Source organism: Kitasatospora cineracea (assembly GCF_003751605.1).
Taxonomy (GTDB): Bacteria; Actinomycetota; Actinomycetes; order Streptomycetales; family Streptomycetaceae; genus Kitasatospora; species Kitasatospora cineracea.
Genome location: NZ_RJVJ01000001.1, coordinates 2,496,076 through 2,512,521, shown reverse-complemented (window position 1 = coordinate 2,512,521; position 16,446 = coordinate 2,496,076). Strand labels below are relative to the sequence as shown.

Annotated in this window: 6 protein-coding genes; all 6 read right to left on the bottom strand. The window is 70.9% G+C overall.

The window, feature by feature from the left end; all coding sequences use genetic code 11:
- Position 1: 1 nt before the first annotated feature.
- Positions 2-151, bottom strand: coding sequence for a hypothetical protein (locus tag EDD39_RS39480; RefSeq protein WP_162869996.1), 150 nt, complete (start codon positions 149-151; stop codon positions 2-4).
- 203 nt (positions 152-354) lie between these two features.
- Positions 355-5,292: an NAD-glutamate dehydrogenase gene (locus EDD39_RS11535; protein ID WP_123555359.1), complete on the bottom strand. Its 4,938-nt coding sequence runs from the start codon at positions 5,290-5,292 to the stop codon at positions 355-357.
- Positions 5,293-5,584: 292 nt separating this feature from the next.
- The gene (locus EDD39_RS11530; RefSeq protein WP_123560338.1) at positions 5,585-7,159 is read right to left on the bottom strand and encodes an aldehyde dehydrogenase family protein; all 1,575 of its coding nucleotides are present in this window, start codon (positions 7,157-7,159) and stop codon (positions 5,585-5,587) included.
- Positions 7,160-7,254: 95 nt separating this feature from the next.
- Positions 7,255-7,911 carry an HAD family hydrolase gene (locus tag EDD39_RS11525; protein WP_123555356.1) on the bottom strand — a complete coding sequence of 219 codons (657 nt, stop codon included), beginning with the start codon at positions 7,909-7,911 and terminating at the stop codon, positions 7,255-7,257.
- 198 nt (positions 7,912-8,109) lie between these two features.
- Entirely contained in the window at positions 8,110-8,529 is a 420-nt protein-coding gene (locus EDD39_RS11520; protein ID WP_123555354.1) for a hypothetical protein, read from the bottom strand.
- A gap of 190 nt (positions 8,530-8,719) precedes the next feature.
- Complete coding sequence (locus tag EDD39_RS11515; protein WP_148089428.1) at positions 8,720-16,024, bottom strand: polymorphic toxin-type HINT domain-containing protein; 7,305 nt, start codon at positions 16,022-16,024, stop codon at positions 8,720-8,722.
- Positions 16,025-16,446: the final 422 nt, after the last annotated feature.

Below are 16,446 nucleotides of genomic sequence, written 5' to 3'. Positions count from 1 at the left end.
CTCAGCCGGCCGGGCGGGGCAGGTGGCGGGGCTCGGGGTGCGGCCAGGTGAGGTCCGGGAAGAGCGGGTGGTCCCGGCGCTCCGGGCAGCGCGGCAGGAACGCGTCGAAGCTGCCGCGGGTCGCGTACCACTGGCCGGTGTCGCTGCACACCGCGATCGGCCAGCGGTCCGGGTCGGGGCCCCGGGCGGGGAAGAACCAGGCGCCGTGGTCCCGGTCGGAGCCCCGGCCGACCAGGCCGCCGGGTTCGGGGTGGTACGGGAACGTGGCCCTGCCGGGCCGGGCCCGGCCGCAAACGGCCGGGGGCCGGGAGCGACGCGTGTCGCTCCCGGCCCCCGGCCTCGTACTTCCCCGGCTCAGCGGCCGTTGCGCAGCAGGGTGCGGATCACCCGCATGGCGACGGAGAGGCTGGAGAGTTCGTAGTTGTCCGAACCCCTTATGTCGTCGAGGGTGGTGCGGGCCCGGCTGAGCAGGGTGCCGTTGAGGGCGGCCCAGGCGGTGTAGCGCTCCTCGGGGCTGGAGCCGGCGGGCCCGGCGGCGAGCACGTCCGCGGTGAGGGCGGAGTGCGCGGCGAACAGGTCCTCGCGGATCGCGGCGCGGGCCATCGAGGACCAGCGGTCGGTGCGCGGCAGGTCGATGACCCGGTCGAGCAGGTGGCTGATCTGGAGCCGGTCGCCGAGGTCGTAGTACAGCTCGGCGACCTCCATCACCTCGGTGTCCGAGCGGTCCGCGACGCCGACGATGTCGAGGGTCGGGAACGCGGAGGACAGGCCGGCGATGCGGGTGGCCAGTTCGTCGGGGACGCCGGCCGCGGACAGCTCCTGGTGGACGGACTCGAACCAGGCCAGGTCCTCGCCGGTGAGCGGCTTGGGCAGCGCGTCCCAGACCTGGTTGACCCGGTCGTGGAAGAACGCGATGGTGTCCGCGATGTCCAGCGGCTGGCGGTTGTTGAGCATCCACCGGGTGGCGCGCTCGACCAGTCGGCGGGAGTGCAGCCGCATCTTGGTCTGGACCCGGGCGGCGACCTGGTTGTCGAGGCGCTCGACCTGGTCCCAGATCTGCTCAAGGCCGAAGACCGCGCGGGCGGCGGCGTGGGTGCGGGCGATCTCCTCCATGGTCGCGCCGGTCTCCTCGCGGAGCCGGAACGCGAAGGTGCAGCCGCCGCGGTTGATCGTGTCGTTGACGATCAGGGTGGTGATGATCTCGCGGCGCAGCGGGTGGTGGTCGATCTGCTCGGCGAACCGGGCCCGCAGCGCGCTGGGGAAGTACGCGTGGAGCACGTCCCGGAAGTACGGGTCGTCGGGCAGGTCGGTGGCGAGCAGCTCGTCGGCGAGGGTGATCTTGGTGTAGGCGAGCAGCACCGACAGCTCGGGCTGGGACAGGCCGCGGCCGGCCTGCTGGCGGTCGCGGATCTGCTTCTCGGTGGGCAGGTACTCCAGGGCCCGGTCGAGCTGTCCGTTGGACTCCAGCCGGTTGATCATGCGGGAGTGCACGTTGACCATGCTGGCGGCCTGGGCGACGGCGTTGGCGAGCACGACGTTCTGCGCGTAGTTGTTGCGCAGCACGAGGTGGCCGACCTCGTCGGTCATCTCGGCGAGCAGGGTGTTGCGCTGCTTGACCGTCATGTCGCCGTCGGCGACCACCTGGTTGAGCAGGATCTTGATGTTCACCTCGTGGTCGGAGGTGTCGACGCCGGCCGAGTTGTCGATGGCGTCGGTGTCGATCCAGCCGCCGTTGCCCTGCGGGCCGCCGGTGGAGGCGAACTCGATCCGGCCGAGCTGGGTGCAGCCGAGGTTGCCGCCCTCGCCGATCACCCGGGCCCGGACGTCGCCGCCGTCGACCCGGATCGCGTCGTTGGCCTTGTCGCCGACCTCGGCGTTGGTCTCGGCGGACGCCTTGACGTAGGTGCCGATGCCGCCGTTCCAGAACAGGTCGACGGGGGCCTGCAGGATGGCCTTCATCAGCTCGGCGGGGGTGAGCTTGGCGGCGTCGATGCCGAGCCGCTCGCGGACCTGCGCGGAGAGCTGGATGGCCTTGGCGGAGCGCGGGTAGACGCCGCCGCCGGCCGAGATCAGCGACTTGTCGTAGTCGTCCCAGGAACTGCGCGGCAGGTCGAACAGCCGGCGGCGCTCGGCGTAGGAGGCCGCGGCGTCCGGGTTCGGGTCGAGGAAGATGTGCCGGTGGTCGAACGCGGCGACCAGCCGGATGTGCTCGGAGAGCAGCATGCCGTTGCCGAACACGTCGCCGGACATGTCGCCGATGCCGATGACGGTGAAGTCCTCGGACTGGGTGTCGACGCCGAGTTCGCGGAAGTTGCGCTTGACGGACTCCCAGGCGCCGCGGGCGGTGATGCCCATGCCCTTGTGGTCGTAGCCCGCCGAGCCGCCGGAGGCGAACGCGTCGCCGAGCCAGAAGCCGTACTGCTCGGCGACGCCGTTGGCGATGTCGGAGAAGGTCGCGGTGCCCTTGTCGGCGGCGACCACCAGGTAGGTGTCGTCCTCGTCGTGGCGCACCACGTCCACCGGGTGCACGACCTCGCCGGCCACCAGGTTGTCGGTGATGTCGAGCAGCGCGGAGATGAAGGTCTTGTACGAGGCGATGCCCTCGGCGAGCCAGGCGTCCCGGTCGAGGGACGGGTCGGGCAGCTGCTTGGCGACGAAGCCGCCCTTGGCGCCGACCGGCACGATCACGGTGTTCTTGACCATCTGGGCCTTGACCAGGCCGAGGATCTCGGTGCGGAAGTCCTCGCGCCGGTCGGACCAGCGCAGGCCGCCGCGGGCGACCTTGCCGAAGCGCAGGTGGACGCCCTCGACGCTGGGCGAGTACACCCAGATCTCGAAGGCGGGGCGCGGCGCGGGCAGGTCGGGGATGGCCTTGGGGTCGAACTTCATCGACACGTACGAGTGCCAGCGGCCCTCGCCGTCGTGCTGGAAGAAGTTGGTCCGCAGGGTGGCCCTGATCAGGTGCAGGAAGGAGCGCAGGATGCGGTCCTCGTCCAGCGAGACGACCTCGTCGAGGGCGCCGGTGAGCTCCTCGAGGATGCCCTCGGTGAGCTCCTCGCTGCCGGACTGGTGGCTGGGCGAGAGCCGGGCCTCGAACAGGTTGACCAGCAGCCGGGTGGTGTGGGTGTTGTTGCGGAGCGCGTCCTCCATGTAGTCCTGGGAGAACGTGGAGCGGGCCTGCCGCAGGTACTTGGCGTAGGCGCGCAGCACCACGGCCTGGCGCCAGGTCAGCTTGGCGGTGAGGACGAGCTCGTTGAAGCCGTCGTTCTCGGCCTCGCCGCGCCAGGTGGCGGCGAAGGTGTCCTGGAAGCGCTCGCGGTCCTCCTCGGTGAGGTCGGTGCCCTCGCGGAGCCTCAGGCCGAAGTCGACCACCCAGGCGGTGGTGCCGTCGGTGCGGCGCAGCGCGTACGGGTGCTCGTCGAGGACCTCGACGCCCAGGCGCTGCAGGACGGGCAGCACCTCGGTGAGCGAGATCGGGCCGCCGACCCGGTAGATCTTGAAGCGGCGCTCGTCGTCGCCGGCGCCGACCGGCTGGTAGAGGTTGAGCCGGAAGTCGCCCTCGCCGGTGAGGGATTCGATCTGCTTGAGGTCGGCGACGGCGGTGCGCGGCGGGAAGTCGGCGCGGTAGCCGTCGGGGAAGGCGTTGGCGTACTTGTGGGACAGCTCGGCGGCCTTCTCCTCGCCGAACTCGGTGCCCAGCTGGTCGTTGAAGCCGTCCATCCAGAACCGGGCGGCCTCGGCGAGCCGGTTCTCGATCCGCTCGATGTCGGCGTCGGACAGCTGCGGCAGCTCGGTGCCGGGGGCGACCCGGATCACGAAGTGCAGGCGGGTGAGCACCGACTCGGTGGCGTACACCGTGTAGTCGATGGCGTCGCCGTTCAGCTCGGTCTTGAGGATGTCGGTGAGGGCGAGCCGGATCCGGGTGGTGTAGCGGTCGCGCGGCAGGTAGACGTACGCCGAGTAGTAGCGGCCGTACTCGTCCTGGCGCAGGAACAGCCGCAGCCGGCGGCGCTCCTGGAGGTACAGCACGCTGGTGGCGATCGACTGGAGCTCGGCGGCGGCGGTCTGGAACATCTCGTCGCGCGGGAAGGTCTCCATGATCTGGAGCAGGTCGCGCCCGTCGTGGCTGTCGCCGGAGAAGCCGGCCCCGGTCATCACCTCCTGGACCTTGCGGCGCACCACCGGGATCCGGGTGACGGACTCGGTGTACGCGGCGGAGGAGAACAGGCCGAGGAAGCGGCGCTCGCCGACCGGCTCGCCGGCGGCGTTGAACTTCTTCACGCCGACGTAGTCGAGGTAGGCGGTGCGGTGCACGGTGGCGCGGCTGTTGGCCTTGGTGAGGACCAGCAGCTTCTTCTCGTGCGCCTTGGCGCGGACGGGGGCGGAGAGCCGGCCGAACGCCTCGGAGACCGGGTGGTGGTCGGTGTCGTGGCTGAGCGGGTCGGCGCGCAGCACGCCGAGGCCGGTGCCGGCCACCGCCTTGAGCACCTCCTCGCCCTCGTGCTGGACCAGGTCGTACTCGCGGTAGCCGAGGAAGGTGAAGTGGTCGTCGGCGAGCCAGCGCATCAGCTCCCAGGCTTCGCCGACCTCCTGCTCGGGCAGGTGCGCGGGGGGCTCCTCGGCGAGCTCGTCGGCCAGTCGGAGCGCGGAGTCGCGCATCTTCGACCAGTCCTCGACCACCTCGCGGACGTCGCCCAGCACCCGGCGCAGGCCCGCTTCGAGGGTGCGCAGGTCGTCGCGGTCGGTCTCGCGGTCGATCTCGATGTGCATCCAGGACTCGACCACCGCGTCCTCGGGCCACTCGGTGCCGGCGGCCTGGGCGCGGTTGCACGCGTCGGTGTCGAGGATCTCCAGCAGCTTGCCGGTGATGTCGCGGCGCACGGCGAGCTGCGGGTGGACGACCAGGTGGATGGCGCGGTCCAGGCGGGTCAGCTCGTTGGTGACCGAGTCGACCAGGAACGGCATGTCGTCGGTGACCACCTCGACCACGGTGTGGCCGCAGGACCAGCCGTTCTCCTCGACGGTCGGGGTGTGCACCCGGACCTCGGCGGTGCCCTGCGGGCGCTTGAGGCCCAGCCGGTAGTGGGAGGCCGCGGCCCCGTACACGTCCACCGGGTCCCGGTTGATGACGTCCTCGGGGGCGGTGTGGAGGTAGTAGTGGTGCAGGTAAGCGGCCAGAGCACCGTTGCTCAGACCCTCCCCCGGCGCCGCTCCCCCCACCTGGCTGTTCTCAGCGGCTGCTGCTGCTTTCCTGAGCAGGTCGGCCTTGGCTGCGTCCAGCTTGGTCTGCATGGCTGTTTGGCTCCTGTCGCGCGCCGTTGCGTGACTCGGTGATGACTGTGGGTGCACCGCCGGGCCCCGTCGGCAATCCTCCCGTACGCGAGGGGTGAAAAGCGCTCACGGCACGCATGAGTCGCGTTCCGCCCGGGTACGACAGCACGTTTGGCCTGCCTGACCGATAACCGGCGACGTCGTCAGCCTAGCCTGACGAAACGAAGGTGTCAGGGGACACCGAGGCACAATCCCGCAGGAAGATCCAACCTTCCTGGACACCTTGTCCAACGCCTGCCCGCTGCGCCGTCCGTCATTCGGGTGACCACTCCATGTGCGGGTGGACGTAGTCGGTCGGCGGGGTGAACGTCTCCCGGATCGAGCGGGTGGACGTCCAGCGCGCCGGGTCCGGGGCCGCCGCGCCGCCGCCGGACGGCTCCCCGTTGACCCGCAGGTCACCCGCGGCGAAGCGCAGCCGCTCCACCGCCCCGGCCAGCGCCGACCGCTCCCGCACGAACACCGCACCGGCCGGACGGGCGTCCGGGGCGTCGGCGGCCACCAGCTCCAGCGCCTCCTCCCAGCGGGCGTCCTCGTACACCCGCACCGCGAGCAGCGGCCCCGCGCACCCGCCGTACCGGTCGGTGCCGCCGAGCAGCACGGTGGGCCGGACAAACCAGCCGATCGCGCCGTCGTACTGGCCGCCCGCCAGCAGCTGCACCGCCGGGTCGGCCTCGGCCCGCCCGATCGCGTCGACCGCGGCGCTGAACGCCCGCTCGTCGATCAGCGCGCCCATGAAGTTGCTCAGGTCGGTGACGTCGCCGACGGGCAGCTCGTCCACCTCGCCCAGCAGGTCGTCCCGGATCCGCCGCCACAGGCCGCGCGGCAGGTACGCCCGCGACAGCGCCGAACGCCCCTGGCCCTGGTACCCGAAGGCGCCGCGGACCAGCGCGGTGCGCACCGCCGCCGGCTCCGCCGACGGGTGGGCGAGCAGGAAGTCCCCGCCGCCGGTCGCACCGGCCAGCCGCGGGTGGCTGCGGTAGCGGGCGACGTTCACCCCGACCTCCCGCCACAGCCGCCGGAACGCCGCGGCCGAACCCGCGAAGTGCAGCCCGGCCAGCGCCGGATCGCGCAGCGCCACCTCGGCGACCGCCTGCCCGTCACCGGTGACCAGGTTGACCACCCCCGGCGGCAGCCCCGCCTCCTCCAGCAGCAGCATCGTCAGGTGCGCGGCCAGGGTCTGGGCGGGCGCGGGCTTCCACACCACGGTGTTGCCCAGCAGCGCGGGCCCGGTCGGCAGGCTCCCGGCATCCGCCGTGGAGTCGGACGGGGTGATCGCGCAGACGAAGCCCTCCAGCGGACGGTGGTCGGCCCGGTCCCACCCGCCCGGCCCCGAGGACGGCTGCTCGGCCAGCAGCAGCCGGGCCGCGTGCACGTCGCCGCGCCAGCGGTCGGCCAGCGCGCACGCCGCGTCGGTCTCCGCCGGCCGCACCGCCTTCGACTGCCCCAGCATGGTCGCGGCCACCAGGGTCTCCCGCCACGGCCCGGCCAGCAGGTCCGCGGCCCGCAGGAACACCGCCGCCCGGTCGTCGAACGCGAGCCGCCGCCACTCCTCCCCCGCCGCCAGCGCCGCGTCCACCGCGGCCCGCACGTCAGCGGCCGTCGCGTTGCCCAGCACGCCGAGCCTCGCCGCGTGGTGGTGCGGCTGCACCAGCTCGGTGCGCTCGCCGCCGCCCAGCCGGCGCTCCCCGCCGATCACCATCGGCAGCGAGGTGTGCCGCCCGGCCAGCTCGTCCAGTCTCCGCACCAGCCGGGCCCGTTCGGCGCTGCCCGGCGCGTACGCGCGGGGCGGCTCGGCGACGGGCGGGGGGACGTTGGTGACCGCGTCGATCGGCATGGTGCGGGGGTGCTCCCTAGGGGTTCGGCTGTCGGCTGTGTCCCTCCCACCCTGGACGCGCCCTCCCCCGCCGTCCGGGCGTGACACGCCTACCCGGCGAGTTCCTCCGCCACCGCGACGGCCTCCGCGAGCGAGTCGACCACCGGCACGCCGAGGTGCACCAGCTTCTCCCGGGTGTGCGAACCCCCGGTGTACAGCACCGACTTGATGCCCGCGGCCAGCGCCGCCTCGGCGTCGTCCGCGGCGTCCCCGATCAGCACCGTCCGCCCGCGGTCGATCCCGTCGCCCAGCGCGTCCAGGTGCCCGGCCAGCTCCCCGGCCTTGCGCCCGCCGGCCGCCCCGCGCCGCCCGTCCACCCGCACGAAGTGCCGGGTCAGCCCGAACGCGTCCACCACCGGCACCAGCTTCTCGTGCTCGTACATCGACAGCACCGACTGGCTCCGCCCGGCCGCCGTCCACCCCTCCAGCAGCGCCTCGACACCCGGCGTCAGCCCGCAACCCGCGAACAGCTCCGTGTACTTGACGTGGAACGCGTCGTCCAGCGCCAGCCACTCGGCCTGGCTCGGCATCCGCCCCATCAACCGCTCGTAGAACCGCGGGATCGGGATCTCGTACTGCGCCCGGTACTCCTCCAGCGTCATCGGCGCGATCCCGACCGTCGCGAAGGCGGCGTTGCTCGCACCGACCACCGCCGCCATGTCCGACAGCAGGGTGCCGTTCCAGTCCCAGACTATGTGTGTACGCACCCGCCAAGGGTACGGGGCGGTGCCGAGCGGGATGAAGGACCGCGGCGGCCACCAAGCCTCCCGGGCCTCTTCGGATCATGCCCCACCTCGCGATGACCGGCCCCGCGTCTCCACTGGCCCCCGGGGGAATGCCCCGCCCGGCTCGAGACGTGGACCTCGGAGCCGGGGACGGGGCGCCCGTTGAGCACCGTCGCAGCGCTAGTGCTTTTCCTGGTAGAGGTCCTGCAGGGAACTCTCGATCAGCTCCTCGATCCGAGCGCAGGAATCGAGGGTGAGCGCCTCGCGCAGAGCCTCGTGGGCGCTCTTCCGCAGACCTTCCTCATGGACCCCACACATCAGGATGATGTCCACACAGGTCGCGTTTCCCCGCCGCTTCATCTCCTCGACGCAGAAATCGAATACCCCCGCCATAGCACGGACGCAGTCCCGTACCGAGACCGGGCCGGCCGGACCGGAATCCACGTGGTCGTCATAGCCGCCAGCCATGGTCGCCAGCAGATCGAGAATGTATTCGCGGCCGTACGAGCCAGCCAGCGGGAGGCCGAAGGCCAGGCACTTCGTCACCGCAACGGCACACTCCGAAAGGCGCCCCTGCACATGCGCGACGTTGTCGATCACACGCCAGGCGGAGCGGGCCCCCTCCTGCGACTCCGCGGACACCAGTGAACTGATGGCACCCGGAAGCGCCGCGGCGTCTCCACCGAAGGAACGAAGATCCCCCCAGGGATACTTCGAAAGCTCCGCACTCAACAGCAAACCGCGCTCACAGGGCGAAGACAAGGGACCTCCCGCACGACTTTCGAGAACATCAATTATAAAGAGACGCAATTATGTCCGTCTTGAATATGGTGACGGGATTCGGGAACGCTTGCCGACTGAACCTCGCCTCACAGAAGACACAGACCGGTTGCTGCTCCATCAGCATGCTCTTGCGCGTGTGGACCGCCGCCGTAAAACGGATCTTGCTGGCGTCCCCGCCGAGGAGGTTGATGACGCAGACCTCCGCGCACCCATCCCTCGAAGACCCACCGGCAGCGTACTCGCCGGTCTCGACGTTGTAGCCCGCGGTGACGGTGGTCGAACGCTGCCGCTGGGAGGAGTTGCCCATCGTCTTCGCGAAGTCATCACGCGCCTGGATCGCCGCACCCTCCAGTTCCTGCTCGGTCAATCCGGAGGATGTGTAGACACCGCTCGTGTTGCAGTTGTGGACGAGGATCGGGGTGGCCCCGGCCAGCACGTAGAACGTGTGGAGGTCGGCGACGGTCAGGTTGAACATGTCAGCGTCGCCATCGCGGGGGACGACGGCCGCAACCGTCGCCCGCTCGCCCGAGACCGTACCGAGGACGTCGCCCGGCTTGAGGTCCTGGGTCTTCGTCCAGGCGTGGGTGGTGAGGTCCCAGACGAGGTGCTTCGAGGTGGTGTGGATGACCTCGGTAGTGGTGACTCCGGTGTTGACCTTGAGATCGACGAGGTCGTAGTCGTGGTTGATCCACTTCGCGGTGACCGGATGGGCGCCCTGGGCGACACCGGTGTCGGGGTCGGCGGCTTCAACGAGGTCACCGGTCTGGAGCTTGCCGATGGGCTTCGCCGTACCGTCCCCCATAAGCACTGGGGTGTCCGGGGTGAAGCTCTTGCAGCCGGGGCCCGCCGGCTCTTCCGCTGCATGAACAGGAGCCGCCGCCTTACCGCCCGCGCTCTTGCCGCCGGACGGGCCGGAGCCCGCCTTGGCCGGACTTCCGCCCTCCTTGTTGGAGGCTGCGGTCCCGGCTCCCGCCACATTGGCGACCACGGCCGCTGTCGCGGCCAGTCCGACGGCTCCGGCTGCCGCAGCCACTGTGCTGACACCGGTGGCCGCGGCGGCGACGGAGGCCATGGCGAGTGAGCCGGTGGTGAGGGCGGACTCGCCGAAGGCCATGGCCATCGGGAGGATGACCTCGGGGGCGACGATCGCGACCACGATGACGGTGACGATCGCGATGACGGTGACGGCCTGGATGATCGCGTCGGCGTGCTGCTGGACCTTGCAGGCGACGTTGTACCAGGAGCAGTGCTTCTTGGGCTGGGGCTTGGGGGCCTTCGCCTGGGGTTCCGGTTCGTTCTTGCAGTTGGTGCAGGGCTGGTTGTACTGGAAGCCGGGCTTGCTGGTGACCTTGTTGATCTGCTCCTGGAGCTGGCCGGTGGTGCCGGCGGCGATGCCGGTCTCGGCGTCCCAGGCCATCAGGCCGCTGGGGTCGCTGTGGACGACCGGGTTGCTGGAGCCGTAGGTGTAGCCGTTGAGCTGCTGGGGGTCGGAGGCTTCGAAGACCGGGTCGAGGCTGATGAAGCGGCCGAGGGTGGTGTCGTACTGGCGGGCGCCGACGGTGGTGAGTTGGGCGTTGGTGCTGAGTGACTTGCCGAGGAAGCCGTTCGGGTCGAGCCAGGAGCCGCCGGCGGCGGCGCCGCGCGGGGCGCCGTAGGGGGTGAGCTGGCGCCAGGACGGGTTCTTGGCGGTGGCGTCGAGGCTGACGGTGCCGCTGCCGTGCTGGTCGGAGAGTTCGAAGCCGTAGGCGGTGTTGGTGAGGACGGCGGTGCCGCCGCCGGGGAGGGCGTAGGTGCGGACGGCGCTGAGGGCGGTCTGTCCGGTGACGGTGATCTGCTGGTCGGGGAGGAAGAGGGTGAGGGTGCCGGGGTCGGCGCGCTCGATGACCTGGCCGGAGGCGTCGTAGTAGTAGGTGGTGGCGTTGGCGCCGGTACCGGCCGTCTGCAGGCGGCCCTGGTTGTCCCAGGCGAGGGGTTGCTGGCCGGCGCTGGTGGTGCGGGAGGTGGTGGCTCCGAGCGAGTTGTAGCAGTAGGTGCTGGTGCCGGTGTTGGTACCGGTGGTGCGGGTGGCACTGGCCAGGGTGTGGGCGCCGGTGCTGGGGGTGGTGCAGCTCGCGGCGCTGCCGCCGTAGGTGTAGCTGGTGGTGGTGTCGTTGCCGCCGCCGGCCAGGGCGTGTTCGGTCTGGGTCTTGGGCTGGCCGAGGACGTCGAAGGTCCAACTCGTCCAGTAGGCACTGCCGGTGACGCCGTCCTTGACGGTGCTGCCGACGTTCAGCGCGGTGGGCTGGGTGGCGCAGGAGCCGGCGGTGCTCGCGGTGGTCCAGGCCTGGGTGAGGCGGTCGAGCGGGTCGTAGGTGTAGCACTGGGTCTCGGTCGCGGCGCCGTTGCGGACGCCGGTCTGCGAGGTGATGTTGCCGGCCGGGTCGTAGGTGTAGCTGGTGTCGTCCAGCGGGGTGCTGGAGACGGCGGTGTTGACGACGTTCTGGTCGGTGAGCTTGGCGGTGTGCGGGTCGTAGGTGTACGAGACCGTGGCCTTGTCGGTGGCCGAGCCGATCACGGTCTGGGCGACCTGGCCGAAGGAGGTGTAGCTGACGCCCTGGGTGTAGCCGTGGGTGCCGCCGAGCGTGGCGGGCAGGTCGATGCCGTGGTAGCCGGCGTAGCCGGTGGTCAGGATCTCTGCGTCCATGCCGCCGGCGGCCGGGATCAGCGTGGACTTCGGCGAGCCGGTGACCGGGTTGTAGCTGTGCCGGTAGGTGTAGGTCCCGGCGATCGCCGAGCTGCCGGTGACGGAGGCGCTGCCGGGGATGGTGTAGCTCTCGCCGGTCGGCTCGTTGAAGATGTTGAAGCCCAGCGCCTGGGTCTTGAAGGCGCCCAGCGGGGTGTTCGAGGTCTCGGTGGTGACGTGGCCGACGGGGTAGGCCATGCCGGGGACGGCGTTGTCGCTGTTGTCGTAGACCCAGGTGGCGGTCGGGGTGGCCGTGGGCTGGCCGCTGAGCGGGACGCCGTACTGCGCGGTCTTCCGGTTGAGCGCGTCGTAGACGAAGGACGTGGTGTGCCCGGCCGGGTCGGTGGACTGCAGGACGTTGCCCGCGGCGTCGTAGAGCGTCGGGGATCCGGCCGGGGTGGATCCGGCGTCCGGGTCGCTCTGGCTGACCGGGCGGCCGAGGTAGTCGTAGCCGGTGCTCCAGACCGCGCCCTGGGCGTCGGTGGTCCGGAGCGGGCGGCCGAGCGTGTCGTAGCTGTAGTGGGTGGCGGTGGTGGTGCCGCCGGTGGCGGTGGCGGTGGTGAAGCCTCCGGTGACCGCGGTGCTGACGGTGGGCGCGGTGGCGTACTGGTCGAGTTCGACGGCGCGGCCGAGGCCGTCGGTGACGGTCGCGGTGGCGGTGCCGCCGGTGGGCGGGACGACGACGGCGCGGTCGCCGAGGTACTGGCTGTAGGTGGTGCTCCGGACCTGCTGCTGCTGGAGGGTCTTGACCACGCTGGGCCGGCCGAGGCCGTCGAAGGAGGTCAGGGTCTGCTGGTCGATGTTGGCGTCGCCGCCGACCGGGGAGACCAGGTCGGGGCCCGGGTTCGCGGTGGTGTCCCGGTAGTTGCTGTAGGTCTTGTAGGCCCAGCCGTGCGAGTCGTAGAAGGTGTCGCTGACGATCCGCCCGTTGGCGGTGGTGACGGCCTGGCCCTGGACCTGGCGGACCCGGAGCATGGCGTCCAGCAGGGTGGTGGCCTGGGAGTAGCCGCTCTCCTCGTTCATCACCTGGGTGGTGACGACGACCGGGGCGGTGGTCCCGGTGGCGGGGAAGCTGTAGCTGTACTTCTGGTTGGCGGGCTGATCGGTGGTGCGCGAGTTGCGCCACACGCCGGTGGTGCGGCCCATGCCGTCGGACTTGACGCTGGTGACGATGCCGTTGGGGTCGGTCACGGTCAGCGTGAGCGCGCGGGCCGGGGCGAGGGTGGTGCTGGTGGTCTGGCCGAGCGCGTTGGTGGCCTTGGCCCCGGTGGTGGTGAGGTACGGGGTGGTCGTGTACTCGGTGCTGGTCTTGTGGCCGAGCGGATCGTACGAGGCGGTGGGCCGGCCGTAGGCGTCCATGACGGTCGCCGACTTGGTCTGGTAGGTGAACGCGCCGCCGCTGTAGCCGGTCGCGGCCTGGGTGACGGAGACGTCGCCCTTGGTGGGGGCGGCCTGCGGCCACGTGGGCGCGGCGGGCTGCGGCCAGGTGGCCGCCATCGTCGGGTTGTCGTAGAAGGTGCGGTCGGCCGAGACGACGTCGGTGGCCCGGTTGAGGCCGGTCGGCGCGGTCAGCTTGTTGAGCTGGGCGTCGGTGGGGGCGCTGGCGCCGCCCGGGTTGGCGCCGGCGCAGGGCTTGGCGTCGGTCTCGCTCTCGGCGACCAGGCCGCTGAGGTTGAGCGCGGTGTTGGCCGGGGCGTAGGCGGTGCGGGCGCAGGTCTCCTGCGAGTTCGCGGTGCCGGCCAGCGCGAGGTCACCGTGGCTGTAGGTGTACAGCTCCAGGCCGAAGGTCGGCGAGGCGGGGTCGGTGTCGTAGCTGGTGTCGGTCTCGGTGGTGCGCCAGGTGGTGGGGCTGGTGGAGGTGATGGCCTGGCGGGCCCAGGTCTCGACCTTGCCGGTGGCGTTGGCGGTGAGCGGGGGCAGCCCGGTGCGGGTGCGGCTGGCGGTGGGGGCGGAGACCCAGTAGGAGTTGATGCTGGAGTGGTCGACCGGCCCGCCGTCGTAGGTGTAGGCGGTGGATTCCAGGGCGTTGCCGGAGAGTTGGTCGCTGTCGCGGTGGGTGCCGCCCTGGGAGTCGGCCAGGTTGACGGTGCGGGTGCTGGTCGGGGAGAGCCAGTCGCCGTCCATGCCCCGGTAGAACCAGGACTCGGAGAGGGTGAGCGGGTCGGCGCCCTGGCCGGTGCGGGTCTGCACGTCGCCGTAGCCGCGCCACTGGCCCCAGGTGCGGTACTTGGCCTTGACGACCTCGTTGTCGTCGTGGTGCCAGGCGCCGCCGCCCTTGTAGGTGTACGCGGTGTACAGGCCCGCCGAGCCGCCCGAGGGGTCGGACTGCGAGACCGACTTGACCACGTACTTGTTGAACCAGTCCGTGTACGGGTCCGTCATGAACTTCGGCGTCCAGTTGACGGGGTAGCACGAGGAGGTGTTGGTCGCCGGGTCCAGGCCCTGGATGCCGGCCGGGGTGCAGGCGTCGGGCAGCGTGTACTCGACGCCGATCGCGCTGCCGGTCTCGGTGGTGATCCGGTCGATCCGGTACCGGTTCAGCGGGCCGAGCCCCGAGCCGTTGCCGGTGGTGTAGTCGACCCGGTTGGCCATCATCGCGCCGTGGAACGTCACCGGCGGCAGCGGCACCTCCGGCCCGCCCGCGGAGGTGTCCTTGCCGGTGTGGGTGATCGAGTCCAGCCACAGCGTCGAGGTGTTGTACGTGCCCGTCGTCGGGATCGACTGCGCCAGCGCCCAGGTGTCCACCGGCGCGTAGGCGCTGCCGTTCCACTGCGAGGTGGCGATGCCGGTCAGCCGGACGGTGGAGAAGAAGCCCGGCGAGGTAGTGGTGCAGGTGGCGCCCTGCGCGCACACGAGGTCGAAGGGCACGTCCGGCCAGTTCGCCGCGTTCGCCGCGTTCAGCGGCCGGCAGGTCCCGGTGACGCAGCGGTCCCCGGTGGTGAAGGAGACCCTGTCCGCGACCGTGCCGTAGGCGTTGCCGTCGGTGAAGCCGTAGTCGATGCGGTCGAGGTGGCTGTCGCGCACGTACGGCGTCATCGTGGCACCGTTGTTGCGCCCGTAGTAGTTGGTGTCCTGCTTGTACCAGTACGACATCGCGTTGCCGTGCAGGTCCTTGACGTAGTCCAGGTGCCAGCGGTACGCCGTCGTGCACACCGCGTTGGCGAACGTCGCGTTGTAGCAGGGGTCGCCCGGGTTCGCCGAGTACACCGGCTCCGAGTCCACCGAGTTCGTCACCGCTTTGCCCGACGACCAGCCGGGCAGCTGGTTGCGCCCGAAGCTGTACACCGTCCCCGAACGGTCCGTCAGCGTCCAGTAGTCGGTGTTGAACGTCCCCGACCCGTTGTTGCTACCGGTCACGTGCGAGACGACGAGGCCGCTGGCGTCACTGGGCTTCCAGGTGCTGGAGGCCGCGTCCCAGATCAGCGAGGAGGACGAGCCGTTGAACGACACGCTCAGCAGCGGGCCGTTGTAGCACATGTCGCCGGTCGACTTGGCGGCCGGCTGTGCGATGCCCTCGGGCGAGTCCGAGCAGGAGACGAAGGTCTGCTCGATGAACGAGTCCGCCATCGCCCAGCCGTCGCCGATCCACGAGGACTGCGCCTGGCTGGAGGCGGTCTTGCCGTCCACGCTGCCCGAGTCGTACGACAGGTTGAGGCTCGGGACCAGGCCGGACACCGCGGGCGGGGTCGAGATCGGGTAGCTGTAGTTGAAGGAGCCGGACGCACTGCCGGAGGCCCAACTGCCGGACGGGCTCAGCGAGGTGGCACCGTACTGGCCGCCGGCGCCGCCGCCGTTGCCGGACGAGGTGCCGGCGGTCGCGGCGAGCACGGTCGCCCCCGCGCTCTGCACGCCCGCCGGAGCGGCGGCGGTGAACGACGCCTGCTGGATGCCGGCGCCGCCCGATCCCTTCGCCTGGGGCACCTGATCAGCGTCCTGCACACCGGAGTTGAGCTCCAGGGTGGCGGACAGCGTCCGGTGCTCGACGTCGTTGGTGGTCGGCACCGGGGTCTGCACCCGGCAGTCCGGGACCTCGGGGGTGGTCAGCGCGCAGGCGGGCAGCGTGACCAGGTGCAGGCGGGACGCGTAGTCACCGCCGTACGCCTCGGCGAAGGACGAGTAGTCCAGCCCGACCTGGGTCCTGCCCTTCGTCCGGTCGCCCGGGGCGAGCTGGGCGATCACACCGTCGATGCCGGCTGCCTGTGCGGCCTTGTGGTCCAGCACCTTGACACCCAGCGAGGCGGGACCGGCCGGTCCGCCCTTGGCGTCGGGCACCGTCCGTCCCCACACCGGGCTGCCGCCCGCGATCTGCTTGTCACCGCCCGTCAGCGACAGCGACCCCTCGGACGCGGCGGGCCACTTGGGGGTGGCCAGGGTCCGGCTGGACAGCGGCTTGTCGCGCGGCACGGACTTCGGCTTCTGCGAGGTGGTCTTGACCACTCGGCCGAGCTGGGCGTCCGGAGCGTGGCCCGCAGGCCGGGCCGCCGCCACGGTGGTGCTGATGCCCACCTGCGCGACCAGCGCCGTCGACAGCACCAGGGCGATCCGCCCCAGGGCCGAGTGCCACTCTCTCCGCCGAATCCTCGAACGCAAAACCGCCCCCACCGTACGCAGGCAAAAGGCCGGCAGCAGATCGACCGGCCCGGCACCCAGATCGTTCGAATGCCAGCGATGATCCTCGCCGACGGGCAGGAACTAATCACCACTCCATTGATTACAAATCAGTCACGCCCGCCATGTGGACACGGCAATTGGAAGCATATGCTCCGTTTTTATCTGCGATGGGACCATCCGACCCAATCCTCACGAAGGGCCGACAGGCCATCAGATCGCCTCATTTGAAGGGCCTTCCGGCCACTTCGCCCCATCCCGCCCCACCACTTTGCCATTCGATGGGAAAGTTTGCCATTCCATGGCATAACTCTCCGCCACCGCCCTCCCCGGGCCGCCCGGAGGCCTGTCGCATCCTGTCGCCAGTTCGTGATAAGCACCCTCCGGAGACGAATTCTCGAAAC